The following is a 26,469-nucleotide window of genomic DNA, read 5'->3' as shown; positions in this document are numbered from 1 at the left end:
CCCCACGCCACCCCGGACCTGGACTGCCGGGCCGCCGCCGCGACCTACCTGTCCGACGCCTGGCCGCACGGGCCGCTCGCGTTCTCGCTCTCCGACCAGGGCCCGTGCACGCCCTTCACCGCGCTGCGCCTGGCCCAGGCCTACGCGAGCCGGCACGACTACCAGCGGGTCCTGGTGCTGGTCCTCGACCAGTCCACGCTCCCCTACCCCACCGGCCGCGAGCTGGCCGGCGACGCGGGGGTGGCGATGCTGCTGACCCGGGACGGCGCCCTCGGCGCGCCCCGGACCGAGATCCACCCCGGGGTCCCGGTCGACCGGCTGCGCGACCGGCTGGCCGACCTGCTGCCGGCCGGCGACGGGACCGCCGTCCTGGCCGGCCCCGGCATCGTCACCCGGCGGGACCTGCCCGGCCACCCGGAGGCGGTCGGGACCGCGCCCGGCTACCCCACCGCGCGGCTCTGGGGCCGCCTGGCCGGGCAGCCGGCGGCCCGGACGGTCGTCCTGGTCGATCACGACGAGACCACCGGCGACCTGGCGCTCTGCACCCTGGACCGACCCGCGGAGGCGTCATGACCACCAGCACCGGACCGGCCCTGACCCGGCAGGACTGCATCCTCATCCACCGCACGGCCCGGCAGGACGGGCTGGCCCCGGCCCTCGCCCTGCTCGGCGAGGCCCTGCCGGCGGGCGGGACCGGTTACGGCCCGCACGGCCACGCGGTGGTGCCGGCCGACCGGCTCACCGCGGAGCAGCGCGATCCCGGCGGCGACCGGCCGAAGCTGCTGGGCGAGGTGGAGCTGCCCGGCGGCGCGGTCGCCCTGCTCCACCACCCCGGGCACGACGACCGCGCCTTCGCGGGGTCCGACCGGGGACCGGACCCGGAGCAGGCCGGCCGGGCCTTCCGCTACGGCCTGGCCTGGCTGCGGCTGGGCATCTCGGAGGGCCTGCGCGACGCGGCCCTGCGCTACCTGGCGGACCGTCGGGTCGGCGACACCCCGCTGATCCAGCAGCAGCTGGTGAAGGCGGCCGTCGCCGAGTCGCTGACCGAGCAGCTGGAGGTGCGGGCCACCCTCGACGAGCTGGACGCGACGAGTCTGCCCGGCGCCCTGCTGCACGACCTGCACCGGCAACTGACCCACTGCGACCGGGCCCAGGTCCAGTTGCTCGGCGCCGGCGGCTACCTCAGCGACGGCCCCGGACAGGTCGCGTACCTGTCCGAACTGCTGGCCGAGGCCTACGTCGCACCGCCGCCGTGCGAACCGGCCGCGAGCCCCGCCAGGAGCCGCTCCTGGTGACCGACACCCCCCATAGCCGCGCCCCGTGACCGATTCCCCCAGGTCACGGGGCGCTCACATTTGGTAGCCGAGTAACAGTTGACGGCTCGTACATTCACCTGTCAGCATCAACTGACAGGTGAAACCGCGAACACCGGCAGGTCTGGGGGCGTCATGACCGCACAACGCTTGACCGTTCGACTGGCCACGTGGAGTGCCCGGCACCCGTGGCGCGCCATCGTCAGCTGGCTGCTGCTGGTGGTGGTCTGCCTGGGCGTCGGCTCCGCGGCCGGCACCCGGATGGCCGACACCACCGACTACCGGGTCGGCGAGGCGGGCCGCGCCGAGGCCATGGCCGAGGCCGGCGGGATCCCGCAGCCGATCGTCGAGAACGTCGTCGTCACCGCCCGGGGCGGCTCCCTGGACGTCACCGCCGCCGAGGCCGCCGCCCAGGACGTCGCCCGTCGGATGGCCGGGCTGCCGGCCGTCAGCCGGGTCGGCGACCCGCTGCGCGCCCCGGACGGCCAGGCCTACCTGGTCCCGCTGACGATGCGCGGCGACGACGTGGCGGTGGCCAAGGACATCAAGGACGTGGTGGCGCGCACCGCCGAGGCGCAGCAGGCCCACCCCGAGGTCCAGATCGTGCAGACCGGCCACGCCTCGATGTCGGTCGACGTCGGCAAGCAGATGAGCAAGGACCTCGCCCTGGGCGAGCAGCTCACCCTGCCGCTGACCCTGGTGATCCTGATGGTGGTCTTCGGCGCGGTCGTCGCCGCCGGCATCCCGGTCCTGCTGGCGCTCTCCGGCGTCGCCGCGGCGATGGGCCTGTCCGCCCTCTTCTCGCACGTCTTCCCGAGCGTGGGCACCAACAACAACCTGATCCTGCTGATGGGCATGGCGGTCGGCGTCGACTACTCGCTGCTGGTGACCAAGCGCTTCCGGGAGGAGCGGGCCCGCAGCGGCGGCCGGCTCGGCGACGCCGCCGCGATCGAACTGGCGGCGGCCACCGCGGGCCGCGCCGCGCTGGTGGCCGGAGCGGCCGTGATGCTGGCGATGGCCTCCCTGTTCGCCATCGGCGACGTGGTGTTCTCCTCCCTGGCGATCAGCTCGATCATCGTGGTCCTGATCGTCATGACCGGCTCGGTCATCGTCCTGCCGGCCCTGCTGGTCAAGCTCGGCCGGGTGCTCGACCGCCCCCGGCTGCCGCTGCTCGGCCGCCTGGCGAAGCAGTCCTCCGAGCCCGGCAAGCTCTGGCCGCGGCTGCTGGCGCCCGCCGTCCGCCACCCCGGCCGCACCCTGGTCGCCGGACTCGTGGTCATCGCCGCGCTCGCCCTGCCCGCCCTCGGGATGCGGCTGATCTCGACCGAGGTCGGCACCCTGCCCAAGGTCCCCGCGGTGCAGGCCCGGGACCGGATGGTCGCCCACTTCCCGTCCGCCGGCGCCGCCTTCACCGTCGTGGTCCAGGGCACCGCCGCCCAGGCGGACGCCGCCGTCGACGCGCTGACCACCGCGGCCGCCGCCGACCCGCTGCTCTCCGCCGGCCGGCTGCCGGCCACCACGCTGCGCTCCGCCGACGGCACCACCCGCTCGCTCACCCTGACCACGCCCCACGCGATCGACGGCCCGCAGGCCCGGCAGGCACTGGACCGCCTGCGCCACGACCTGGTACCGGCCGTCGCGAACCGGGCGGACGGCCCCCGGGCCGCCGTCACCGGCGACGTGGCCCGCAACCAGGACGTGCTGGACCGCCAGCTCGGCGAACTGCCCTGGGTGATCGGCCTGCTGCTGCTCTTCAGCTTCGCGGTGCTGCTGGCCGCCTTCCGCTCGGTCCTGATCGCCCTGGTCTGCACCCTGCTGAACGTGCTCTCCTCGGCCGCCGCGCTGGGCATGCTGGTCGGGGTCTTCCAGTCCGGCCCGGTCACCGACCTGATCGGCCGGCACGCGGACGGCAGCATCGTCTCCCGGGTGCCGATCTTCCTCTTCGTGATCCTCTTCGGGCTCTCCACCGACTACAACGTCTTCATGGTCAGCCGGATCAAGGAGTCGATGGAGAAGGGCAGTTCGACCGCGGAGGCCCTGGTCGAGGGCCTCGGCCGGTCGGCCGGCGTGGTCACCGGCGGCGCCTTCATCATGGTCTCGGTCTTCGTCAGCTTCATGTTCACCAGCCTGCTGGAGATGAAGCAGCTGGGCTTCGGCCTCTGCGTGGCGGTCCTGGTGGACGTGGTGATCGTCCGGCTGATGGTGATGCCGGCCCTGCTGAAGCTGATCGGCCACCGGCTGCGCTGGTCCGCCCGCCCCGTCGGCCGGCCCGGCGCCACCCCCGATGCCACTGCCACCGCCACTGCCGCCGCCGGCACCGCGGCCGCGCCGGTCGCCCTGCCCGAGCGGGACCTGCCGGTCCACCACTGACCCCGCCCCGGGCGGCCCGGGGCGGCCGGGCCGACCCCGCACGGCGGACCGACAACCGAATATATGTCCCCGATAGATAGGGGGGGTGATCCTGTTGCGGGCAGGATCACCCCCTCTTCCATTGGAGACCTGCGGATGCACATCGACACAGTGAGCAACGGCGGGACGACGCTCCCGGTCCTGCGACTGGACCGCGCTCCCGACCTCGGGCGCGCGGAGACCACGGCCGAGCTGCGCGCCGTGGTCGAGGCCCGACTGGCCGAGCACGGCGGCCTGTTGATCCGCGGCCTCGGGCTGCCGGACATCGACGCCTTCCACCGGACGGTGACCCGCTTCGGCCACCCGGTGCTGGCCAGCTACCGGGGCGGGGACACCCCCCGCAGCGCCGTCGCGGAGGGCGTGTTCACCTCCACCGAGTACCCGGCGCGGTTCGAGATCAGCCTGCACAACGAGATGTCCTACGCCCACACCTGGCCCAGCCGGCTGTTCTTCCACTGCGTGGTGGCGGCCGAGAGCGGCGGCGCGACGCCGGTCTGCGACGGCCGGGCGCTGCTCGCCGACCTGCCGGAGGCGGTCCGCGAGCGCTACACCGGCCGGGGGGTGACATACCGTCAGCACCTTCATGGCGGGCTTGGCCTGGGCAAGTCCTGGCAGTCCACCTACGAGACCGACGACCGGGCCGTGGTGGAGAAGTTCCTGGCCGAGGCCGAGGCCGAGTACGAGTGGACCGCCGAGGGCGGGCTGCGGGTCAGCCAGCACCGGCCGGGCGTGCGCCCGCACCAGGACTCCGGCGAGCCGGTCTGGTTCAACCAGGCGGACCAGTGGCACCTGTCCAACCTGCCCGACGCCGAGGCCGAGTTGATGCGCTCGGTGGTCGACCGGATCGACGACCTGCCGCACTGGGTGACGTACGGCGACGGCCGCGAGATCCCGGACCGGGACCTGGACGAGGTGCGCCTGGCCATGGCGCGCAACAAGGTCGCCGTGCCCTGGCAGCCCGGTGACGTGATGGTGGTCGACAACATGCGGATGCTGCACGGGCGCGAGGCCTTCACCGGGGCCCGCAAAGTGGTCGTCTCGATGACCTGAGCGGTGCCTGGACCGATCGGGACCGGACGGCCAGGACGGAGAGCACGGAGAGGACGGGGGACATGGAGTTACAGCTACTGGGATCACTGACGGTGGTACGGAACGGCCGGCGGCACAACCTCGCGTCGAAGCGGGTGCGGACGGTGCTGGCGCTGCTCGCGCTGGCGCCCGGGCAACCGGTCGGCTTCGACCACCTGGTCGACCAGCTCTGGGCCGACCGCCGGATGGAGAACTCCAGGAACGCGCTGCAGGCCAACATAGGACGGCTGCGCAAGTTCCTGGAATCGGTCACCGGCGACCGCGGCGACCAACTGGTGCACACCCTCTACGGCGGCTACCTGCTCAACCTGCCGTCCGAGGCGGTGGACGCGCACCGCTTCCTGTCACTGGCCGAACGTGGCGGCGCGGCCGCCGCCGCCTCCCGGCCGGAGGAGGCCGTACGCCTGCTGGAGGAGGCGCTCCGGCTGTGGCGGGGCCCGGCACTGCTCGACCTCTACGAAGGCCCCCGGCTGCAGCTGGAGGCCTCGCACCTGGACGAGCAGCGGCTCAGCGCCCGGGAGGACCTGATCGCCGCCAAGCTCGCGCTGGGCGAGGAGCGCGGCATCATCTCCGAGCTGAAGCAGCTCACCACCCAGTACCCGGGGCGGGAGCGCTTCACCGAGCAGCTGATGCTCGCGCTCTACCGCAACGGCCGGCAGACCGAGGCCCTGGACGTGTTCCACCGCACCCGCCGCTGGCTGGTCAGCGAGCTGGGCCTGGAGCCCGGGCGCAGCCTGGCGGAGGTGTACCGTTCGATCCTCTCGCAGACCCTGGTGGCCGACTGAGGGTCCAAACGCCGTCAGGGCCGGTCCGTTTCGAACGGACCGGCCCTGACGGCGTTCTGGGTTCTCCGGCTCTGCGGCTCTGCGGCTCTCCGGCTGCGCTCAGCCGGCCGCCGGCGAGCCGGCCCGCTCCAGCTTGCCCGAAACGAGCCCCTGGAAGAGGTTGAGCTTCTGCATCGAGGTGGTCCCCTCGATGAACTCCATCGACCGGGCGTCCCGGGCCAGCTTGTCCAGCAGCGGGTGGTCCAGCCGGGCCCCCGGGCCGAAGAAGGTGCAGGCCTCCAGGGTGACCTCCTCGGCCAGCCGGCTGGCCCGGGCCTTGGCCGCGGAGGCGAGGTAGCCGTTGCCCCCGTCGGCGTCCACGGCCGCCGCGGCGGCGTGGATCAGCCGCCGGGTGGCGGCGATCCGCCGGCCGATGCCGTCCAGCCGCTCGCGCTCGGCGGGCCGCAGCGAACGGCGGTGGGTGAGCACGTAGGTGTGCGCCGCCCTGGCCACCCCGAGCGCGATCGCGGCGACCCCCGGCCGCAGCCGGTTGAAGGTCTGCACGAAGGCCCAGGTGCCGCGCCGGGTCCTGGGCAGGTGGCGGCCGAGGACGCGGTCCTCGGCGATCTCCACCCCGTCGAACTCGATCGTGCTGAGCCGCGCCCCGCGCAGGCCGATCATCGGCAGCGGCGCGGCCGAGTAGCCCGGCACGGCGGTCTCGGTGAGCACCGCGCTGACCCCCAGCGGGCCGGGCCCGGTCCGCGCGAAGACCACGCCGAGCTGGGCCCGGCAGGCGTTGCCCACGTAGCGCTTGGCGCCGGTGAGCCGCAGGCCGGTCCCGTCCGGGCCGGGGGTGAGCGCGGTCCGCATCCCGCTGGCGTCCGAACCCCGGTCGGGCTCGGTCAGCGCGAAGAAGGTCCAGAGCGGATCGGCCAGCATCCGGCCGTAGAACCACTCCTTCTGGCGCCGGTCCCCCAGCACCTCCAGCAGGACCCCGGCCAGCAGCGGTCCGGGCGAGGCGACCAGCATCCCGGCGTCGGCGCAGGCGAGTTCCTCCATGATGACCACGCGCTCCAGCGCCCGGTCGCCGTGGAACCGGTGTCCGCCGATGGGCTCGGGCCGGTTGCCGTACTCCTCGGGGATGCCCATGGTCGCCAGGAAGCGCACCGCGGGCAGGTCGAAGTAGCGGCGGATCGCCTCCGGATCGCGGTCCAGTTCGAGGGCGTGCGCCCGGAAGTCGTGCCCCCATTCCTGGCACTGGGCGCTCAGCGCCTTGAACGGGCTGTCGAGCTCGAACACTTCTCCTCCTCGGAAGATCCTTCGCTCGGCGGCGCGGACGGCCGCCGCGCCCCGGTCAGCCGCAGCCGCCGGCGTGGCCCTGGTCCGAGCCGGGCGAGGGCGCCGCGGCCTCGGCGACGGACAGCGCCCCGGCGGGGGTCAGCAGCCCGCCCGGGGGCGCCTGTTCGCGCAGCAGCGCCACGAAGTCCGCCAGCCGGTCCAGGCCCCAGTACCTGCTGAAGCCGTGGACGAAGAAGGGCACCCCGAAGACGCCGTCCCGGCACACCTCGTACAGCAGCCGGGCGCCCTGCTCGCGCAGCTCGTCCTGCTCCGCCGCGCCGGCCAACTCCTCCGGTTCGAGGCCGAGTTCGTCGCCGATCCCGGCGATCACGGCCGGGTCGCAGATGTTCCGGCCCTCCTCCCACCGGGTCCGGTACGCCGCCGCGACGTACTCGCGGCCGCGACCGTGGCGCTCGGCGACCAGGTAGGCCAGGTGCGGGACCTCCCACACCGGGTCCCGGTCCACCGGCCAGACCAGGGTGCGGTCCAGCCGCTTGGCCAGCCTGGCGACGTCCTGCAGCACGTACAGGTGCTTGGCCCGCGACATCGCGGAGTACGGGAACTCCCCGCCGAGCGCGGCGAGCAGTTCGCCGCTGCGCCGGTCCGGCTCCCAGAACGGTCGCCACTCGACCCGGTCCGCGACGTCGGGGTGGCGTTCGACCAGCTCCCGCCAGGCGAGCCAGGAGTAGGGGCTGCGCAGGGAGAAGTAGAAGCGCGGCACACTCGGGCGACGGGCCATCAGAGCACCAGCCCCCCGTCCACCCCGAAGACCTGGCCGGTGATGTAGGAGGCCCGTTCGGAGGCCAGGAAGGAGACCAGGTCGGCCACCTCCTCCGGCCGGCCGAAGCGCCGCAGCGGGATCTGCTCCGTCATCCGCTCGCCGACCTCGGGGGCGAGCCCCGCGGTCATGTCGGTGTCGACGAATCCGGGCGCCACCACGTTGGCCCGGATCCCGCGGACCCCGACCTCCTTGGCCAGCGCCTTGGTGAAGCCGATGATCCCGGCCTTGGACGCCGAGTAGTTGGACTGCGTCGCGTGGCCGTACACCCCGGCGACCGAGGACATGGTGATCAGCGAGCCGCGCCGGCGCTTCATCATCGCGAAGACCGCGGCCCGGCAGACGTGGTAGGTGCCGTCGAGGTTGGTGCGCAGCACGGCGTCCCAGTCCGCGGCGGAGAGCAGCACCAGCGGGTTGTCGCGCACCACGCCGGCGCTGGAGACCACGGTGTCCAGCGGCCCGAGCTCCCGTTCGGTCTCCTTGACGAAGGCGTCCACCGCGGCGGCCTCGGTCACGTCGACCCGCCGGCACAGCACGGCCGCGCCGTGCGCCCGCGCCTCCTTCGCCACCTGCTCGGCGGCTTCCTGGTTGGACTGGTAGCAGAAGGCGACGTCCCAGCCGTCGGCCGCCAGCCTGTTCACCACGGCGCGTCCGATGCCCCGGGACCCCCCGGTCACCAGCGCCACCCGGCGCGGGTCGGCACTCTGCCCGGTTGCGGACATCGTCATCCCTCTCCGTCGTTGGTTCTGTCGTCGGTTCCGTCGTCGGTTCCGTCGCTGCTTCTGTCGCCGGTCGCGTCGCCGGTGCTGCCGTCGGCCGACTCGGCGCGCAGGACCTCCGCCCCGCGCAGGGCCACGGTGAACTGGCCCACCTCCAGCACCGGCCGGCCGTCGGCGGTGCTCGACCCGCCGAGGATCACGGTGTCCCCCAGGTCGCGGACGATCCGGACCTCGTGCTCGACGACCTGCCCCGGGTGGACGGCCGCCAGGACCCTGGAGTCCTTGACCGCGGCCAGCAGCGCCACCTTGCCGGTGAGCACGTACGGGTTGGGCCGCTGCCAGCAGGCCAGCAGGACGGCGGCCTGCGCCCAGGACTCCAGCAGCTGGCCGGCCGGGTAGGCGTACCGCTCGGCCGGCGCGTCGTCGTCGAGCCCGGCGTAGCACGGCTCGGCGGCGGTCACCGCCTTGCGGGCGAGCAGCCGGCTGCCCGGTTCCACCTCGACCACCCGGTCCACCAGCAGCACGGGGTGCCGGTGCGGGATGGTCGCCTTGATCCGGTGGAGCGTGCCGGCCGGTTCGGTCGCGTCGCCGGCGGTGGTGCTGTTGCCGGTCGTGCCGACCGGGTCCGGCCTCCCCTCCGGGTAGCGGATCCGGAACTCGGCCGCGGGCTGCCCGTCGGCCCGCAGTTCGGCGGTGGCCAGGGCGTCGGTGGCGGAGGCGCCCGGACCGGCCGGGCCGGCCGGGGTCAGCCGCACCGTCACCAGCACCTGCTCCCCCGCCCGGACCGGCCGCAGGAACCTGGCCTTCTCCAGCACCAGCGGGAGGTCGGCCCGGCGCTCCAGCGCCGCCGAGGCCAGCGCGTGCACGTGCTGGACCAGGAAGAGGCCGGGCACCAGCGGGAAGCCCGGGTAGTGCCCGTCCAGGAGCGGGTCCGTGACCGGGATCCCGACCTTCCCGTGGAGCAGGACGGTGCCGTCCTGCTCCACGGTGCGGTCCGGGAGCTCCGGCGGATCGAACAGTTGATTGATCAGCATGAGCCTCTCCGACCGCTCCTCAGACGCCCAGTACGGCGCAGCCGACCTGGCCGTCACGGTCGGTCCCGGTGACCAGCGCGAGCTGCCCCTCGGACAGCTCGCCGCGCTCCACCGAGGCCAGCACGGCGGCCAGTTGGAGGCTGGTCGCGGCCGCGGCGGTGTCGCCGGTCAGCGGCCGGCAGTCCAGCCGGCGCGGCGCGGCGCCGCCGAGCGCCTCGACCACGGCGTCCCACTCCTCGTCCCCGCCGAGCGGGGCCACCAGCCGGACCTCCTCGGCGGAGCGCCCGGCCCGCTCCAGCGCCGCGCGCACGCAGGCCGTCAGCGCGGCGCCCGCGGTGCCCGGCCCCTGGTGGGCCCGGAACCGGACGCCGAGCAGCCGGGCCAGCGGCCGGCGCCCGGCCGCGGCCGCCCCGGCGGCGGACTCCAGCAGGACGACGGTGCCGCCCTCGCCGAGCTCCTCCGCCCCGGTGCCGCCGGCCCACTCCAGCCAGGCCCGCTGCACCGAGTACTCCTCGGCCGCGCCGCAGATCACCTGGTCGCAGTGGCCGCCCCGGTGCAGCCGCGCGGCGTAGTTCAGCGCGAGCAGTCCGGTCAGCCGGCCGCCGGCGATGGTGCTGTTGGGCCCCTTGATGCCGTGCCAGATGGCGCTCTGCCCGGCGGCCCGGTTCATCACCGTGTTGGGGAAGCGGGCCGGGTCGACGTGGTACGGCTTCTCCCCGGTCAGCGAGTCCCGGGTGAAGTCCATGATGCTCTGCACGCTGCCGTGCCCGGTGCCCAGCACCAGGCCGACCCGCTCCGGCCGCTCCAGCAGCCCGGGGCCGCACTCGGCGATGAGCCGGTCCACGGCGGTCACGGCCAGCGCCGTGACCCGGTCCATGGTCCTGGTCCCCTTGCGGCCGAGCGCCTCCGCCGCGCTGAACCCGGGCACCAGCCCGGCCCGCGCGTACGGGCCCGGGTACTGCTCGCGGTCCAGCTCGCCGACCGCGGTGCGGCCGGCCAGCACGCCGGCGCCGAACTCCGCGCGGTCCAGTCCGAAGGGTGTGACCGCCGACCAGGCGGTGAGCACCAGCTCGTCCCCCGCGGCCCCGACCGGGCCCGCCCCCGTGGTCGCGGGTGCCGCGGTCGTCACGCCGACCCCCGCCCGCTGATCCGGCCCGCCTTGCCGTTGATGCCGTTGAGGAGGCGGTCGTCGAAGTCCACCAGGGTCCAGTCGCGCCGGTTCTCGATCACGGCCCAGCCGTGGGTGATCTTCCCGGTGGCGGTCTTCACCAGCTCGCCGTCGCGCAGCACGTAGCAGTCCATCCGCGCGGTGTAGGTGAACCGCTTGAAGACGTTCTCGACGGTGTAGACGGTGTAGAGGGTCTCCTCCATCCGCGCCTCGTCGAGGATCTCGATGACGGAGTGCGGGACGACCGGGATCCAGTCCTGCTCGTCGAGCAGGGTCTTGATGGAGACGCCGCGGTCCTCCAGGAAGAGGTCCACGACCTCCTCCATCTGGCGCAGGTAGCCGGACATCTGCACGCGCTCGGTGAAGTGGCAGTAGAAGTAGGGCATCCGCCAGGCCCAGCCGAAGGAGTTGCTGCCGGCCGTCAGCGCGGCCAGCGGGTCCCCGTCGGCGTCGACCGTGACCGGCTCGACGGCCGCGGCCGTGGCCTTGGCACCGGCCGTGGCGCCGAGCCGGTCGACGACGAACGGCGCCAGCGCGGCGGGCGCCGGCTCGACGGCGTGGCCGCGCGGGTCCAGGCGCAGCTGGACGGCCACCTTGGAGACGACCGCCCGGACCGTCTCGCCGTCCCGCTCGACGGTCAGCTCGACGGTGAAACCGGCGCCGCGCTCGGTCACGCCGGTCGGGCGCACGGTGGCGGTGGCGAGGTCGTCGATGTGGAAGGCGGTGAGGATCTTGGTGTCGATCCGGGTGATGTCGGTGCCCAGGCCGAAGCGCTCGTAGAGCTCGCCGGCCGGGTGGCCCTGCTGGCGGAAGTGGTCGTACACCGCCTCCTCGACCATGTAGTTGACGTGCTTGAAGCCGATCCAGGTGCAGATGTTGGACCCCTCGTAGCGGGGCCGGATCTCGGTCCGGGTGACGGCGTCGGTGGTTGCGGGCTGGCTCATGTCGGCTCCGGGGCTCAAGGGGCTTGAGGGGCTCAAGAGGTGTGAAGGACGTCGGTGTCGCGCAGGACACCGGTGTCGTGCAGGAAGTCGGCGACCAACCGGGCGATCCGGTCCGGCTGTTCGACCATGGGGAAGTGCCGGCCGCCCTCGACCAGGTGGTAGCGCCCGTCGGGCAGCCGGTCGGCGAGCAGCCTGCCGTCCTCGGCGGGCGCGGCGATGTCCCGCTCACCGGACACCACCAGAACGGGGGCGCGGACGGCGTCGAGGTCCAGGAACGGCGAGCGCAGATAGGTCTCGAAGAACCTCATCCAGCCGTACGGGCCCACCTGGTCGCGCAGTTTGGCGGCCAGCCAGTCCCGGTGCGCCCGGGAGAACCGGCCGGTGTCGCCGACCTCCAGGGCCTCGGCGAAGGTCCGGTGGAACTCGTTGAGGCAGTAGCTGATGGTCCGCCAGTCGAAGTCGTCCGGGTTCGGCCGGTGGAAGGGGTTCATCAGGACGGTGGGCCGGGGGCGGATCCGCCCCCGGGCGAAGGCCTCGACCAGCAGGCAGGCCGAGAAGGAGTGGGCCACCAGGACGTCGAAGCGCTCGTCCACCGCCTCGTCCACGGCCTCGGCCAGCAGCTCCACCGGGTCCGCCCGGTGGCTCCAGCCGGCGTCCGCCATCGCGAGCCACGGCAGTTCCACGTCCCAGAGTTCCAGCCGGCCGGCCGCCTCGGTCAGCGGGCCGGCGAACCGGTCCCAGACCGAGGGCCGGCCGCCCAGTCCGTGCAGCAGCAGCGCCCGGACCGGGCCGCCGGAGCGGGCGGGGCCCGCCGGCTCCGCCGGTCCGCGCGGGCGCGGCCGGCCGGACCCGGTCGCCGCGCCCGTCGTCGCACCGGCCATCACTCCGGCCCGTAGCGACCGAGGATCAGCACGGCGTTGTTGCCGCCGAAGGCGAGGGCGTTGTTCTGCACCACCCGCACGTCGGCCGTGCGGGCGTGGTTGGGCACCGGGTCGAGGCCGCACTCCTCGTCGGTCTCCCGGTGGTTCACCGTCGGCGGGATGAAGCCCTCGGTGATGGCCAGCGCGCAGGCCGCCGAGGCGAGCGCACTGGCCGCGCCCATGGTGTGCCCGAGCATGCCCTTGACCGAGACGGTCGGCGGCGGCTCGGCGAAGACCTGACGGATCGCGCCCGCCTCCGTCACGTCGTTGGCCTTGGTGCCGGTGCCGTGCGCGGAGATGAAGTCGACCTGCCCGGGCTCCACCCCGGCGTTGCGGTGAGCCAGTTCGATGCACCGGGCCAGTGAGTCCCGGTCCGGCGCCACCGGGTGGTGCGCGTCGCAGTTGAGCCCGTACCCCAGCACCTCGGCGTAGATCCGGGCCCCGCGCCGCAGCGCCGACTCCAGGCTCTCCATCAGCAGGATCCCGGCGCCCTCACCGGTGAGGATGCCCTTGCGGTCCCGGTCGAAGGGCTGGCAGACCTCCGGGGCGATGGTGCCCAGGCGGTAGAACCCGGTGAAGGTCTTGCGGCAGATCGCGTCGGCACCGCCGGCCAGCACCACCTCGACCTCACCGGCCCGGATGGCGTCGTACCCGGAGCCGATCGCGTAGTTGCCGGCCGCGCAGGCGGTCGGAATGGTGACCGCCTCCGCGTCGACCAGCTCCAGCTCCCGGACCACGCTGGCGGACAGCAGCCCGGCCGTCGCCCGGCGGGCCACCACCGGGTCCAACGCCTCGGGCCCTTCGGCGAGCTGACGTTCGATCAGTTCGTCCAGGTCGCGCGACTCCCCGTCGGTGGTGCCCACCGACACCAGCACCCGGCGGTCCCGCAGGTCCGCGGGCGCCAGCCCGGCGTCGGCGGCGGCCATCCGCGCCGCCGCCACCGAGAACTGGGCGGCCCGGCCCAGCTCCTGCGGATCCACCGTCTTGATCCAGTCGGCGGGGTCGAAGTCCTCGATCCCGCAGCCGTTGGAGTACGCGAAGCCGGCCGTGTCGAAAGCGGTGATCGGCTTGACGGCGCTGCGGCCGGAACGCAGCCCCGCCAGGAACTCCGGCACCCCGATGCCGATGCTGGTGACCACCCCGAGCCCGGTGATCACCACCCGGTGCGGCGCCCTGCGCGCCTCGTCTACCTCGTCCACCCTGTGCCCCTCCGTCCGCGCCAGGCTTCCGTCGGTTACTTGGACGCGTCCTCGACCACGGCGACCACACCGTCCAGGTTGACCATGCGGGTCAGCTGCGACTGGTCGATCTCCACGTCGAAGGTGCGCTCCAGGGAGGAGAGGATCTCGATCGAGCCGAGCGAGTCGGCACCGTGCGCCTCCTTGAAGAGGCTGGTGTCGGTCATCTCCTCGGGCTCGATCTCCAGGATCTCGCAGACGATGTCCTTGATCTGCGCGCGCTGCTCGGCGGTGAGCTTCACGGCGCCGTCGGTGCTGGGCATGTCGCCTCCAGAAGGTGTTCGGTCAGCTTGTGCCAGCGATTCTGGCCACCCCTCCTGACGCCGTACTGACGCCCGGCTGACAGTGCCCCCCGACGGGGCGCCGCCAAGCGGCAGGAGCTCTTCGCCGCCGCCGGATCCTGCGGCCCTTCCGGCAGCTCGGCCGGGCGGTGCGAGTGACCAGCGGGGCTCGCCGCCGCGCGGGGCGCGTGTCTGGCGGGGAGGTGCGGGGGGGCACGACCGCCCCCCGGGAAACAGCGAGGCGAGCGTCAGCGGGTGACGAGCCGCGCGGGGCGGTAGTCGACGAAGGCCGTGGTGCCGGCGGGCCGGTCGGCGGTCAGAGCCGCGGCGCTGGTGTCGCCCCAGTGCCCGGTGTCGATCCGGCGGACCACGGCGTGCAGGCCGGCCAGGACCTCGTCGGGGGTGAAGTCGCAGTGCCCCTGGCGGGCGACGTAGGCCTGGCGCAGCAGCGCGCCGTCACCGGCGGCGCGGACCCGGGCCGCGAAGGCGTTCTCCTGCTCGACGGGGACCAGCTGGTCGGCGGTGGTGTGAATGTCGAGCAGCGGCACGTCCAGGCCCTGGCCCGCGGTGGAGGTCCGCTCCATCCAGCGGGTCGCGGCCGGGTCGGCCTGATGGGCGGGGGCGGCGTGGAGGGTGGAAAGGTCCTCGTCGAGGTCGAGACCGGCGGCCCGGTAGAGCGCGCGGACCTCGCCGTGGTGGGGTGAACTCGCCAGCAGGGACTTCCAGTTCAGTCCGGCGGTGGAACCGCTGTCACCGCCGGCGGCCTGCTCGATCGAGTAGCGGCCGGTGATGATGAAATTGAGCTGCCCGGAGGCCAGCCAGTCGTACTGCTGCGCCTCCTGGCCGGCCGGGTCGTCGGGGGCGGGCGGGTTCTTCCCCGGGGCCCAGGCCGGCAGGTTGAGGTAGGCCGCCGCCAGGGCGATGCGGGCGCGGCCTTGCGGGGTGGCCTGCGCGGCCTTGACGGCATCGGTGAGGGTGGTGGCGGTGGCGGCCGCCGCGGCCTGGCTGGGGTAGTCGGTGAGGCGCAGCCGGTCACCGGGCGCGAGCAGGGTGGCGAGGGCGGTCTCGCCGGCGAGCTGGTAGTTGTTCAGGTCGGCACCGCCCGCGACCAGTCCGCAGAGCCCGAGCGAGCCGGCCACCCGTCCGTGCGAGTCGCGGGCGATCTGGGCGTTGACCAGGCCGCCCATGGACAGGCCGACGGAGATCGTCCGGGTGGGGCGGCCGACGGCGGCGGTGAAGGCGTCGACGGTCTGGAACTGGTCGCGTTCCGCGCTGTCGAGGGCCCACCAGGACCCGTTCGGGTCGTAGGAGGAGCCGACGAGCGCGTAGCCCTCGGCGAGCAGTGCGGTGGCGGCGGCCGCGCTGGGGGCGTTCCCGGCCTGGGTGGGGCCGAAGCCGTGGCTGTACAGCAGCAGGGTGCCGTTCCAGTCGGCCGGGACGTCGGCGACCCAGGTGGCGCCGTCGGCGAGCGTGCCGGTGCGGTGGACGGGCGCGGTGTCGGCGTGGGCCACGACCGCGGGGGCGGCGGCGAGGGTGAGGGCGAGAGCGGTGCAGCCGGCGGCGAGCCGGCGCGAGAGGCGTGTGCCCATGGTGAGGTGATCCTTCTCGGGGGTGGGTTCGGAAGGAGCGGGGGAGGTGTGCCTCGGCGGGAGCGCCGGCGCGGGCCGAGGACTCGTTGAATGTAGGGCGATTTTTTGGCGACGGTCAAGACAGTGCCCAATCTTCGCCGACGGCGATCCCGTGCTTCGACATCACGGGAGAGCCCTCACGGGAGAGCCGTCACTGCGCCGGGATCGCGTCCAGGACCCGCTGGGCCTCCCCCCGCGCGGCGGCCGCACAGCGCTGGGCCAGGGCGTGGAACAGCTCCTCGGCGCGGATCGCCGGCCAGTCGGCGGGCAGGTGCTCCGCGGGCAGGTGCGGGTCCCGGCGGACCAGCTCCAGCCAGTCGGTGTGCAGCAGCAGCTGCCCGCCCAGCGGGTCGGGCCCGCCGGCCTCGGGCCCGCTCCAGCGCTCCAGGAAGGCGCGGTACTCGGCGGCGATCGCCGTGGTGTCGAAGGCCGACTCCACCACCTGCGCCACCTCCGTCGGTTCGAGGACCGTGCCGCGGAAGACCCGGAGGTGGGCGGCGAGGGAGAGGTCCTCCAGCAGCGCGGTGACGTCCACGACGCCCGGCGCGACCCAGAGGCCGCTCTGCAGCGGACCGAATCCGCCCCAGGTCAGCCGGGAGCGCAGATCGTGCCGCTCACGCCGCCAGGCTTCCGGCAGGGAGAAGCCGACCAGCGTCCACTGGCCGTCCCAGTCGCGGTTGACCGCGCCGGTGCGCCAGATCCGGTCGTGCCCGTCCTGCAGCACGGCGACGGCGCGGGGGGTCAGCGCGAAGTACATCTTCCGGCCCTGGCGGTGCCGCTCCAGCAGTCCGCGGTTGACCATGCGGGTGAGGGTCGAGCGAACGGCTTCCTCGGTGACGCCGATCCGCGCGAACACGTCGATCACACAGGCGGAGGACAGGGCGATGTCCCGGCCGAGCACATGGATGCCGAAGAAGCTGAGCATCAGCGACTGGGGACGCGGGGCGAGATCGGGACTGGTCACCGGCACAGCGTAGGGCGCTCCGGCGACCGGGGCGCGAATGGGTCCGAATATTCGGCAGTTCCATTGACGGCCGACATGAATCTGCCTAAGTTGAGCGCACCGACAGCCACACCCCAGCACATCCCGACACACCCCGACACCCCAGCCAAGGAGCAGTCGCATGGATCTGACCGGCAAGGTCGCCGTCGTCACCGGCAGCGGTCGCGGCCTCGGGCTCGCCTACGCCAAGGCCCTCGCCGCCGCGGGCGCGGCCGTCGTGGTCGACGACGTCGACGCGGACGCGGCGGCCACCGCGGTCAAGGAGATCGAGACGGCCGGCGGCCGGGCCGTCGCCGAGGTCGCCGCCGTCGGCACCGCCGAAGCCGCCGATGCCCTGGTCGCCCGCGCCGTCGAGGCCTTCGGGCGGCTGGACGTCATGGTCACCAACGCGGGCGTGCTGCGCGACCGGGTGCTGTGGAAGATGACCGACGAGGACTTCGACACCGTCGTCCAGGTCCATCTGCGCGGCACCTTCACCTGCGTCCGGGCCGCCGTGGAGCGGATGCGCGAGCAGGGCGAGGGCGGGCGGATCATCGTGGCCGGCTCCCCCGCCGGGCAGCGCGGCAACTTCGGCCAGACCAACTACGCCGCCGCCAAGGCGGGCATCGCCGCGATGGTCCGCACCTGGGCGATGGAGCTGGCCAAGGCCGGCATCACCGCCAACGCCGTGATCCCCGTCGCGGCCACGGCGATGACCAGGACCATCCCCGCCTTCGCCCCGCACATCGACGCCCTCGAGCAGCACGGCACCCCGCTGCCGGACGGCCTGCGCAAGGGCGAGGGCTTCGGCACCGCCGCGGACGTCGCCCCGCTGGTCACCTTCCTCGCCTCCGAGGCCTCCGCCGGGATCACCGGGCAGTGCATCGGCATCGGCGGCGACAAGCTGGCCCTGTGGTCGCACCCGCAGGAGGTCTCCGTCGCCTACGCCGACGGCGGCTGGAGCGCGGACGCCATCGCCGCCGCCTGGCCGGTCTCGGTCGGGCGCGTACCGGAGACGTACGGCATCCCGGCGCCCCGGGTCTGAAGGGAGTGCGCCCGATGAACGATGAACCGGGGTTCCGCCCGATGAACATCGACGAACTCGTCGCCGTCGACATGCACACCCACGCCGAGGTGGACTCACGCGGCCAGGGTTCGCTCTCGGAAGAGCTGGACACCGCCGCCGGGGCGTACTTCAAGGCGGAGCACCGCCGCCCGACCCTCCCGGAGATCGCCGCGTACTACCGCGAGCGACGGATGGCCTGCGTGGTCTTCACCGTGGACGCCGAGGCGGCCACCGGCACCCCGGCCGTCCCCAACGAGGAGGTCGCGGAGGCCGCGCGGGAGAACCCCGATGTGATCATCCCCTTCGCGAGCGTCGACCCGTACAAGGGGAAGATGGCCGTACGGCAGATCCGCAGGCTGGTCGGTGAGTTCGGAGTCAGGGGCTTCAAGTTCCACCCCAACGTCCAGGCCTTCCACCCCAATGACCGGATGGCCTACCCGCTGTACGAGGCCATCGAGGAGGCCGGCGCGATCGCCGTCTTCCACACGGGCCAGACCGGGATCGGCGCGGGGGCGCCGGGCGGGGGCGGCATCCGGCTGAAGTACTCCAACCCGATGCTGGTCGACGACGTCGCCGCCGACTTCCCCGGGATGCCGATCATCCTCGCCCATCCCTCGTTCCCCTGGCAGGACGAGGCGTTGGCGGTGGCCACCCACAAGCCGCAGGTGTACATCGACCTCTCGGGCTGGTCGCCGAAGTACTTCCCGCCGCAGCTGGTCCAGTACGCCAACAGCCTGCTCAAGGACAAGGTGCTGTTCGGCTCCGACTACCCGCTGATCAGCCCGGACCGCTGGCTCGCCGACTTCGCCGAGCTCCCGATCAAGGACGAGGTCCGACCGAAGATCCTCAAGGAGAACGCCGCCAGGCTGCTCGGCCTCGACAAGCAGCAGTGACGCCAGACAAGGGAGTCCCGCGTTGCAGAACCAAGGCATCGGATCCTGGCCCGCCCGCCGGGCCCGCAAGACCCCGCACCGCACCGCCCTGCTCCACGAAGAACGCGCCACCGGCTACGCCGAGTTGTACGACCGGACCACCCGCCTGGCCCACCTGCTGCGCGCCCGCGGCGTGCGGCCCGGCGACCGGGTGGCCTTCCTGGGGCCGAACCACCCCGCGTTCCTGGAGGCCCTGTTCGCCGCCGGACAGCTCGGCGCGGTCTTCGTCCCGCTCAACACCCGCCTCGCCGTGCCGGAACTGCGCCACCAGCTCCAGGACTCGGGCAGCAGACTGCTGCTGACGGTACGTCACTCCGATGCCGTCGAACTCGCCGGGGACGTCGAGCTGTTGGAGGCCGAGGGCGAAGCCTACGAGGCGCTGCTGGCCGAGGCCCCGGCCGAGCCGCTCGACGTGCCGGTCGGCCCGGACGACCTGTGCATGATCATGTACACCTCGGGGACCACCGGCTCCCCCAAGGGCGCGATGCTCACCCACGGCAACATCCTGTGGAACAGCCTCAACGTCCTGGTCGACGTGGACCTTTCGACCGACGAGGTCACCCTGGTCAGCGCGCCGCTGTTCCACACCGCCGCCCTCAACATGACCTGCCTGCCCACACTGCTCAAGGGCGGCACGGCCGTGCTGGAGTCCGCCTTCGACCCCGCCCGCGCCCTGGAGCTGATCGAACGCCACCGGGTCACCTGCCTGTTCGGCGTCCCCGCGATGTACGACGCGGTGGCCGCCGCGCCCGGCTGGGCGGAAGCGGACCTCGGCAGCCTGCGCAACCTGCTCTGCGGGGGCGCCCCCGTCCCGGCCCGGATCATCCGCCGCTACCTCGACCGGGGCCTGGCCTTCGTCCAGGGCTACGGGATGACCGAGGCCTCCCCCGGCGTCCTGCTGCTGGACCGGCAGGACGCGCTGACCCGCGCCGGCACGGCGGGCGTACCGCACTTCTTCACGGACGTACGGCTGGTGGACCCGGCCGGCGAACCGGCCGGGGTGGACGAGCCGGGCGAGGTGCTGGTCGCCGGGCCCAATGTCACGCCCGGCTACTGGGGCCGTCCCGAGGAGAGCGCCGACGCCTTCCGGGACGGCTCCTGGTTCCGCTCCGGCGACATCGCCGCGGTGGACGCCGAGGGCTACGTCCGGCTGGTCGACCGGCTGAAGGACATGTTCATCTCCGGCGGCGAGAACGTCTACCCGGCCGAGGTCGAGAACGCCCTGCTGGAGCACCCGGCCGTCGCCGAGTGCGCCGTCTTCGGTGTCCCGGACGAGAAGTGGGGCGAGGTCGGCCGCGCCGTCGTCGTCCTGCGGCCGGGCGCCGCGGCCGGCGTCGAGGAACTGACCGCCCACCTGGACGGACGGCTCGCCCGCTACAAGATCCCCAAGTCGGTGCTCCTCGCCGACACCCTCCCGCGCAGCGGCGCGGGCAAGCTGCTCAAGGGCCCGCTCCGGGCCGCCTACGGGCAGCGCTGACCCCTGGACCACTCAGAGAGGCTTCCCCCATGTCCCGTACCGTCAACGGCATCGCCGGACTGCTCGAACTCGGCGGCACCGACCTCGGCCGCAGCGAGTGGCTGGAGATCACCCAGGAGCGGGTGGACACCTTCGCCGACGCCACCGACGACCACCAGTGGATCCACGTCGACGCCGAGCGCGCCAAGACCGGCCCCTTCGGCGGCACCATCGCCCACGGCTACCTGAGCCTCTCGCTGCTCATCCCGCTGTGGAGCGAGCTGCTGGAGGTCCAGGGCGTCGGCATGGCCGTCAACTACGGCCTCAACAAGGTCCGTTTCCCCTCCCCCGTCCTGGTCGGCGCCAAGATCCGCGCCCACGGCGCGATCGCCTCGGTCACCGAGGTCAAGGGCGGCGCGGAGGTCACCGTCGACCTGACCGTCGAGATCGACGGCCGGCCCAAGCCCGCCGCCGTCGCCCAGGCCGTCTACCGCTTCTACGCGTGACCGACCCGGCCCCCCGTTCGGCCGCCGACCGGCTGCTCGCCGTGCTGGCGGCCTTCGGGCACGCCGGCCCGGCCCTGTCGCTGACCGAGATCGGGCGGCGCGCCGGGCTCACCCTGCCGACCGCGCACCGCCTCGTCGGGCTGCTGACGGCATGGGGCGCGCTCGAACGCGACCGGGAGGGCGTCTACCACATCGGCCTGCGGCTGTGGGAGCTCGGTTCCCTCGCCCCGCGCGGCCTCGCACTGCGCGAGGCCGCGATGCCGTTCCTGGAGGACCTGTACGAGGCCACCCATGAGAACGTGCAACTCGCGGTGCGGGACGGCCTGGAGGTCGTCTACATCGAGCGGATCTCGGGCCGCTCGGCCGTGGGGGTGCGGACCGAGGTCGGCGCGCGGTGGCCGCTGCACGCGACCGGCGTCGGTCTGGTGCTGCTCGCCCACAGCACCCCTGAGGTCAAGGAGCATTGCCTGGCCCAGGAGTTGGCCGCGTTCACGCCGCACACGGTGACCGATCCGGTGCGGCTGCGGCGGCTGCTCGCCGAGGTGCGCCGGTCGGGCTTCGCGGTGAGTGACCGTCAGATCACCGAGGACGCACTGTCGGTGGCGGCACCGGTGCGCGGGCCGCGGGGAGAGGTGGTGGCCTCCGTGTCCGTCGTGGTGCCGGTCGAGGGTGCCGCGCCGAGCGCCCTGGCTCCCGCCGTCCGGGTCGCCGGGCTGGGCATCTCCCGCGCCCTCGGGCGGACTTCCACCTGACGGAAGTCCCGTTGTGAGCGGCACCGCGCCCCTGCGAACCTCGTCGCACCCACCCCCACCCCTCAGCGACGGGAGTGCCCCATGGCCACCGCCTTCGCCCGCAACCAGTGGTACGTCGCCGCCTACGGCAGCGAGATCGGCCGCGAGCTGCTCGGCCGGACGATCCTCGGCGAACCGATCGTCCTCTACCGCACCGAGGCGGACGGGCGCGTCGTCGCCCTCGCCGACCGCTGCGTGCACCGCCGCTACCCGCTCTCGGCGAGCCGCCTGGACGGCGACCGGATCGTCTGCGGCTACCACGGCTTCACCTACGACACCGCCGGCGCCTGCGTCTCCGTCCCCGGCCAGCAGCGCATCCCCCGCACCGCCCGGGTCGCCGCCTATCCGGCGGTCGAGCTCGACTCCTTCGTCTGGGTCTGGATCGGCGACCCGGCGACGGCCGACGAGAAGCTGATCCCGCGCGCCCCGCACCTGGCGGACCCGGACCTGGTCACCGTCCGCGGCATGGAGCCGATCGACGGCGACTACGGGCTGCTGGTCGACAACCTGATGGACCTCTCCCACGAGACCTACCTGCACGGCGGCTACATCGGCACCCCCGAGGTCGCCGAGACCCCCATCACCACCGAGGTCGACGAGGACGCCGGCATCGTCCGGGTCTCCCGCCACATGACGGACGCCGAGTGCCCGCCCTTCTACGCCCGCTCGACGGGCATCGAGGGCCGGATCACCCGCCTGCAGGACATCGAGTACGTCGCCCCCTGCCTCTACCTGCTGCACAGCCGGATCATGCCGGCCGGGCAGGACGCCCCGGTGTTCCGCACCGAGATCACCTACGCCATCACCCCTTCCGCACCCGGCAAGGTCTACGACTTCTGGGCCGTCTCCCGCGACTTCGCGACGGACGACGACGAAGTCACCGCGTTCCTGCGGGACTTCAACCACCAGGTGGTGATGCAGGACGTCGACGCCCTGAACCTGCTTCAGCGCGCGCTCGACAGCGAGCCGGCCGGCTACCAGGAGCTCAGCATCAACATCGACACCGGCGGCCTCGCCGCCCGCCGCATCCTCGCGAAGCTGGCCGCCGGATGACCGGCCCGACCAGCGCGGTGGTCAACCGCGTCGACTGGCAGCCCGGCACCGATCTGCTGCACGGCACCTGCCACTGCGGCGCGCGGCACACGGCCGACGAACCGGTCGCGATGTGGGCCTGGCTGCTGGCCCACCCGGACGGACACCCGAGCGAGGCACCGAGTGACTGAGAACCTCCACACCGTCGTCGTGACCGACCGCCGCCAGGAGGCCGACGGCGTCGTCTCCCTGGCCCTCCGCGGCAGCGGGCTTCCCTCCTGGGAGCCGGGCGCCCACCTCGACCTCCTGCTCGCCGACGGACTGGAGCGTCAGTACTCGCTCTGCGGGGACCCGGCGGAGCGGGACGTCTGGCGGATCGCCGTGCTGCGCGAGCCCGAGGGGCGCGGAGGATCGGCCTTCGTGCACGAGCGGCTACGGGTCGGCGAGACCGTACGGGCCCGGGGGCCGCGCAACAACTTCCCGCTGAGGCCCGCCGGTCGGTACCTCTTCATCGCCGGAGGCATCGGCATCACCCCCGTCCTGCCGATGGTGCGGGCGGTGGACGCGGCCGGCGCCGACTGGTCCCTGCTCTACGGCGGGCGCACGCGCGGCTCCATGGCCTTCCTCGACGAGCTGACCGGCCGCCACGGCGAGCGGGTGGCCGTCCGGCCGCAGGACGAGACCGGCCTGCTGGACCTGGCCTCCTACCTGGGCGCACCGGAACCGGACACCGCCGTCTACTGCTGCGGGCCCGGCCCGCTCCTCGACGCCGTCGAGCAGTACAGCGCGGCGACCGGCCGGCCGGAGCCCCACCTGGAACGCTTCCGCCCGCGCACCCCGGCCGCCTCCCCCGACACCCCGTTCCAACTCGTCCTGGCCCGCTCCGGCCTGACCCTGACCGTCCCCGAGCACACCTCCGTCCTGGACACCGTCCGCGCAGCCGGCGTCGAGGCCCTCTACTCCTGCACCGAGGGCACCTGCGGCACCTGCGAGACGGACGTCCTGGAGGGCGTCCCCGACCACCGCGATTCACTGCTCACGGCGGAGGAGCGGGCGGCCGGGGCCACCATGCTGATCTGCGTCTCCCGCTGCCTGGGGAACCGGCTGGTCCTGGACCTCTGACCTCCGAGCCGGGGGTCCCCAGCTGATGCCTCGTCAGGGACCGCCGAGACGCGACGGCACATGGCCGACCCCTTCGTACTCGGGATCGGCCGTGCGCGGGCGGAGCGGATCAGCCAAGCGCGGTGGTGCAGGTGGTGCCGTTGAGGGTGAAGCCGCCGGGTGCGGGGTTGGTGCCGGAGTAGGCGCCGTTGAAGCCGATCGTGGTGGAACCCCCGGTGGGCAGGGACGCGTTCCAGCCGGCGTCCTTGACGGTGACCGTGGCGCCGGTCTGCGCCCAGGTGCCGTTCCAGCCCTGGGTGACCGTCTGGTTGCCGGTGAAGGTGAATCCGAGGTTCCAGCCGGTGACCGGTGCCGCCAGGTTGGTGATCTTCACGCTCGCGGTGAAGCCGCTGCCCCAGTCGTTGCCGACCTGGTAGGCGACGGTGCAGCCGCTCGTCGCGGCCGGGCCGGTGGTGACCTGCAGCGGAGCCGACGGCGGTGAGCTGCGGCCGCCGGTGTCGGTGGCCACCACGCGGAACGTGTAGGCGGTGACCGGGGTCAGGCCGGTGACGGTGGCGCTGGTGGCCGACGCGGAGACGGTGACCAGCGGCGCCGTGGTGGCCGGGTCACCGGCGTACACGCGGTAGTCCGCCAGAGGGGAGGTCCCGGCTGTGGCGGCCGGCCAGGTCAGCGTCACGCGGTCGGGGCCGGTCGCGGAGGCCGTGGGAGTGCCGGGTGCCGAGGGCGGGGTGGCCTGGGCCGAGCCGGCGGGAATGACGTACTCGGTGATGGAGTACGCCGGGAAGGTCGCGGTGAAGGCGCCGCCGTTCAGCGGCTGACCGGCCGGGCGCTGGATCACGGCGGGGTCGCCCTGGCCGTAGCGGTAGACCTGCGCCGTTGCCGGGAGCGCGGTGCTGCCGGTCACCGACACGGGTGCGGTGAGGTCGCCGGTGGTCTTGTTGATCACCATGACCGTGGTGGCGTGGTCGCTGCTGCGCTCGGCTGCGTACACCGACAGCTTGTCCTGGTCGGCGCTCGCGGCCTTGACGGAGGTGTCGCCGAAGGTGCCGCCCTGGCCGTCGTAGTTCAGGAACATGCGGAAGGCGTACGCTCCGGGGTCGGTCGGCTTCGGGGGTGACCACAGGGTGGCCAGGTCCAGCCCCTGACGTCCGAAGATCCCCAGCACGTCGGCCTGGGCCAAGCCGCCGTCGATGTGGTCCAGCGCGCCCCAGTTGTACTCCGAGATGGCCAGCTTGGTCCCCGGGTAGTTCTGGTCGACCAGCGAGCGCATCCGGGGGACGAACTGGATCGGCTGGTTGATCCAGCTCTCGTCGACGTAGGACGGATCCCACAGCTGCCGGGTGGAACGCAGTCGCAGGGCCTGCGTCGTCGCGTCGTCCGCGGTGCCGGACACCCCGGACTGCTGCGGGTAGATGTGCTCGTCGAAGTAGTCCAGGATCCGGCGCCCGTGCGCCTGCTCGTACTCCTTCATCTTCTGCAGGTACCACGGGGCGAACTGCAGGCCGCCGTGCGCGGCGGCGTCCGGCGGCTTCGACCAGCAACTGCCACCCTGCTGGCCGCACACCTGCTGGTCCAGGCCGGAGTAGATCAGCGAGTTGAAACCCCAGCCGACCGGGCCGAGGGTCTGCGCGGCCGGGTCGGCGTCCTTGACGGCTGCGGCGACGGCGTAGGTGCTGTCGCGCATCTCGTCGTAGCCCGGCCCGGCCGGGTGGACGTCGCGGTGCGTTCCGGACCACAGGTCCGGTTCGTTGTCGAGGTTGTAGAAGCGCACCCCGCCGCTGTTCGCGGTGCCGTAGGTGTTGGCGAGGTACTGCACCCAGCCCTTGACGAAGTCCGGCCCCGCGGGCGTGCTGGTCTCGGTCGGAGCGTTGCCCGTGATCAGGGTGTCGTCAGGCTTCCTGCCGTTGCCGCAGTCCGGCCGCCACTGGGCGTCGGTCTGCTGCTGAGGACCGTACTTGGCGACACTGAACCCGCAGCCGCTGTCGCGGCCGGCCGCCGTCCAGCCGATCATCGGCACGGTCATCAGCGTGTCGGTGCCGGTCCTGCGGTTCTGCTCGACGAACTTGTCGGCCTGCGATCCTGCGGGCAGTGCCGCGGTGTCGTTGTTGTAGTGCAGGTCCTCGAAGTACCAGTCGGACCCGGCGTTGTAGGCGTCGAGTTTGTAGTTGTAACGACTGGTGGCGTTGCCGCCCCAACGGCCCATCGGCAGGCGCAGCTCCTTGGCCAGCGCCTCGTCGGGGAAGTTCATGCCGTAGATGTGGGGGTCGATGGCGTGCCGTCCGCTGGTGGCGTCCACGGTGATCGCCGGGCCCGCGGTGGCGGCGGCCGCCGGCACCGCCCGCCCGGGCGCGGTGCCGGCGGCCTGCGCCGCTCCGGTACCGGCCAGCAGTACGGCGACTGCCGCCAGGGCGGCCGCCTTGCGTGTCGTACGCATGGTCTCCTTCTCAGCAGCCGACAGCGCGGGGGGACGGTCCGCCACGCCCGAAGCGTGCGATCGACACGTACCGTCGGCAGCGCCGCGGCCTTGGGTGGGGGATGGAAACGACCGCGCTGCGGGAACCCTGACACTCAACTCGACGCCCAGCTAGGTGAGTTCACGCATGGGAGCGCTCCCATTCAGGAGTCTGGAGCGCCCGGACCGGGGTGTCAACACGTATGCACGGAGCACTGGCCTGACAGTGAGGACGTGCAGTGGCTTCTCCGCCGGGTCCGCCGCACGCGCCGTAGTCCGGCGCGAGCTGGGGCACCGAACCGGACCCGGTCCTGGGGCGGCCGCACCGGCGGCTGCTGACGGGCCGACAGCATTCGGGGCCTGCCCGGTGCAGAACGACTCCGCCGGACAGGCCCCGTGGGACGACTCAGGGGCAGGGCGCCTGGGTACGGTCCTTGCGTGGCATCGGGGGCGGCTGCGCACTGCGTTCGCGGTCACCCGTTCCGGCACCGGCCGACGGCGGCGCCG

General features: G+C 73.3%; 24 protein-coding genes and 1 pseudogene. 13 read left to right on the top strand and 12 right to left on the bottom strand.

The features are described 5' to 3' along the window. From IE332_RS33460 to IE332_RS33440, 5 genes and pseudogenes are all read left to right on the top strand, one after another. Window positions 1-573 (top strand): annotated as a pseudogene (locus IE332_RS33460) (hypothetical protein); the annotation flags it as partial. Next, window positions 570-1,295: an acyl-CoA dehydrogenase family protein gene (locus tag IE332_RS33455; RefSeq protein ID WP_189923897.1), complete on the top strand. Its 726-nt coding sequence runs from the start codon at window positions 570-572 to the stop codon at window positions 1,293-1,295. The pseudogene IE332_RS33460 and the gene IE332_RS33455, both read left to right, overlap by 4 nt. Window positions 1,296-1,463: 168 nt before the next feature. Continuing rightward, complete coding sequence (locus IE332_RS33450; RefSeq protein WP_189923895.1) at window positions 1,464-3,683, top strand: MMPL family transporter; 2,220 nt, start codon at window positions 1,464-1,466, stop codon at window positions 3,681-3,683. 135 nt (window positions 3,684-3,818) lie between these two features. Beyond that, complete coding sequence (locus tag IE332_RS33445) at window positions 3,819-4,772, top strand: TauD/TfdA family dioxygenase (protein WP_189923893.1); 954 nt, start codon at window positions 3,819-3,821, stop codon at window positions 4,770-4,772. A 62-nt stretch (window positions 4,773-4,834) separates the two neighbouring features. Continuing rightward, the gene (locus IE332_RS33440; RefSeq protein ID WP_189923891.1) at window positions 4,835-5,596 is read left to right on the top strand and encodes an AfsR/SARP family transcriptional regulator; all 762 of its coding nucleotides are present in this window, start codon (window positions 4,835-4,837) and stop codon (window positions 5,594-5,596) included. A gap of 99 nt (window positions 5,597-5,695) precedes the next feature. Here the strand turns inward: IE332_RS33440 and IE332_RS33435 are convergent, their stop codons facing one another. The 11 genes from IE332_RS33435 to IE332_RS33385 form a co-directional block, all read right to left on the bottom strand. Next, the gene (locus IE332_RS33435; protein WP_189923889.1) at window positions 5,696-6,874 is read right to left on the bottom strand and encodes an acyl-CoA dehydrogenase family protein; all 1,179 of its coding nucleotides are present in this window, start codon (window positions 6,872-6,874) and stop codon (window positions 5,696-5,698) included. Window positions 6,875-6,929: 55 nt separating this feature from the next. After that, window positions 6,930-7,652 (bottom strand): 2-hydroxychromene-2-carboxylate isomerase, encoded by a 723-nt coding sequence (locus IE332_RS33430; RefSeq protein WP_189923887.1) that lies wholly within the window; start codon window positions 7,650-7,652, stop codon window positions 6,930-6,932. After that, window positions 7,652-8,419 (bottom strand): 3-oxoacyl-[acyl-carrier-protein] reductase, encoded by a 768-nt coding sequence (gene fabG, locus IE332_RS33425; protein WP_373313909.1) that lies wholly within the window; start codon window positions 8,417-8,419, stop codon window positions 7,652-7,654. The genes IE332_RS33430 and fabG overlap by 1 nt, the downstream gene beginning before the upstream one ends. Beyond that, a complete protein-coding gene (locus tag IE332_RS33420) occupies window positions 8,416-9,444 on the bottom strand; it encodes an ApeI family dehydratase (protein ID WP_189923879.1) in 1,029 nt (342 codons plus the stop codon). Before IE332_RS33420 ends, fabG begins: the two co-directional genes overlap by 4 nt. Window positions 9,445-9,463: 19 nt before the next feature. Beyond that, window positions 9,464-10,573, bottom strand: coding sequence for a beta-ketoacyl synthase N-terminal-like domain-containing protein (locus IE332_RS33415; protein ID WP_229929110.1), 1,110 nt, complete (start codon window positions 10,571-10,573; stop codon window positions 9,464-9,466). Continuing rightward, window positions 10,570-11,556, bottom strand: a complete 987-nt coding sequence (locus tag IE332_RS33410) for a hotdog family protein (protein WP_189923877.1) — start codon at window positions 11,554-11,556, stop codon at window positions 10,570-10,572. The genes IE332_RS33415 and IE332_RS33410 overlap by 4 nt, the downstream gene beginning before the upstream one ends. Window positions 11,557-11,588: 32 nt before the next feature. Then, window positions 11,589-12,437 carry an alpha/beta fold hydrolase gene (locus tag IE332_RS33405; protein WP_229929109.1) on the bottom strand — a complete coding sequence of 283 codons (849 nt, stop codon included), beginning with the start codon at window positions 12,435-12,437 and terminating at the stop codon, window positions 11,589-11,591. Further along, on the bottom strand, window positions 12,437-13,675 hold the full coding sequence (locus IE332_RS33400; RefSeq protein ID WP_189923874.1) for a beta-ketoacyl-[acyl-carrier-protein] synthase family protein: 1,239 nt from the start codon (window positions 13,673-13,675) through the stop codon (window positions 12,437-12,439). Before IE332_RS33400 ends, IE332_RS33405 begins: the two co-directional genes overlap by 1 nt. A 35-nt stretch (window positions 13,676-13,710) precedes the next feature. Next, window positions 13,711-13,977, bottom strand: coding sequence for an acyl carrier protein (locus tag IE332_RS33395; RefSeq protein ID WP_189923872.1), 267 nt, complete (start codon window positions 13,975-13,977; stop codon window positions 13,711-13,713). Between the two features lie 266 nt (window positions 13,978-14,243). Next, a complete protein-coding gene (locus IE332_RS33390; RefSeq protein WP_189923870.1) occupies window positions 14,244-15,584 on the bottom strand; it encodes an alpha/beta hydrolase in 1,341 nt (446 codons plus the stop codon). A gap of 190 nt (window positions 15,585-15,774) precedes the next feature. After that, entirely contained in the window at window positions 15,775-16,593 is an 819-nt protein-coding gene (locus IE332_RS33385; protein WP_268256658.1) for a PaaX family transcriptional regulator, read from the bottom strand. Between the two features lie 154 nt (window positions 16,594-16,747). Between IE332_RS33385 and IE332_RS33380 the strand changes: the two genes are divergently transcribed. The 8 genes from IE332_RS33380 (at window position 16,748) to IE332_RS33345 (ending at window position 23,510) form a co-directional block, all read left to right on the top strand. Next, entirely contained in the window at window positions 16,748-17,650 is a 903-nt protein-coding gene (locus tag IE332_RS33380) for an SDR family oxidoreductase (protein ID WP_189923868.1), read from the top strand. 41 nt (window positions 17,651-17,691) lie between these two features. Beyond that, complete coding sequence (locus IE332_RS33375; protein WP_189923966.1) at window positions 17,692-18,564, top strand: amidohydrolase family protein; 873 nt, start codon at window positions 17,692-17,694, stop codon at window positions 18,562-18,564. A gap of 22 nt (window positions 18,565-18,586) precedes the next feature. Further along, a complete protein-coding gene (locus IE332_RS33370; protein WP_189923866.1) occupies window positions 18,587-20,080 on the top strand; it encodes an acyl-CoA synthetase in 1,494 nt (497 codons plus the stop codon). A gap of 29 nt (window positions 20,081-20,109) precedes the next feature. Beyond that, window positions 20,110-20,565, top strand: a complete 456-nt coding sequence (locus IE332_RS33365; protein WP_189923863.1) for a MaoC family dehydratase — start codon at window positions 20,110-20,112, stop codon at window positions 20,563-20,565. Then, window positions 20,562-21,317 carry an IclR family transcriptional regulator gene (locus IE332_RS33360; RefSeq protein ID WP_189923861.1) on the top strand — a complete coding sequence of 252 codons (756 nt, stop codon included), beginning with the start codon at window positions 20,562-20,564 and terminating at the stop codon, window positions 21,315-21,317. The genes IE332_RS33365 and IE332_RS33360 overlap by 4 nt, the downstream gene beginning before the upstream one ends. An 81-nt stretch (window positions 21,318-21,398) precedes the next feature. Beyond that, entirely contained in the window at window positions 21,399-22,409 is a 1,011-nt protein-coding gene (locus IE332_RS33355) for an aromatic ring-hydroxylating dioxygenase subunit alpha (protein ID WP_189923859.1), read from the top strand. After that, window positions 22,406-22,579, top strand: a complete 174-nt coding sequence (locus tag IE332_RS33350) for a hypothetical protein (protein ID WP_189923857.1) — start codon at window positions 22,406-22,408, stop codon at window positions 22,577-22,579. The genes IE332_RS33355 and IE332_RS33350 overlap by 4 nt, the downstream gene beginning before the upstream one ends. Continuing rightward, a complete protein-coding gene (locus IE332_RS33345) occupies window positions 22,572-23,510 on the top strand; it encodes a PDR/VanB family oxidoreductase (RefSeq protein ID WP_189923855.1) in 939 nt (312 codons plus the stop codon). The genes IE332_RS33350 and IE332_RS33345 overlap by 8 nt, the downstream gene beginning before the upstream one ends. Window positions 23,511-23,619: 109 nt before the next feature. On the opposite strand, the gene IE332_RS33340 is transcribed toward IE332_RS33345, so the two are convergent. Further along, complete coding sequence (locus tag IE332_RS33340; protein WP_189923853.1) at window positions 23,620-25,944, bottom strand: glycoside hydrolase family 44 protein; 2,325 nt, start codon at window positions 25,942-25,944, stop codon at window positions 23,620-23,622. Window positions 25,945-26,469: the final 525 nt, after the last annotated feature.

The organism is Kitasatospora xanthocidica (assembly GCF_014656195.1).
GTDB lineage: Bacteria > Actinomycetota > Actinomycetes > Streptomycetales > Streptomycetaceae > Kitasatospora > Kitasatospora xanthocidica.
Note: the sequence above shows the minus strand (reverse complement) of the source record. Positions and strands in the feature narration are given on the sequence as shown.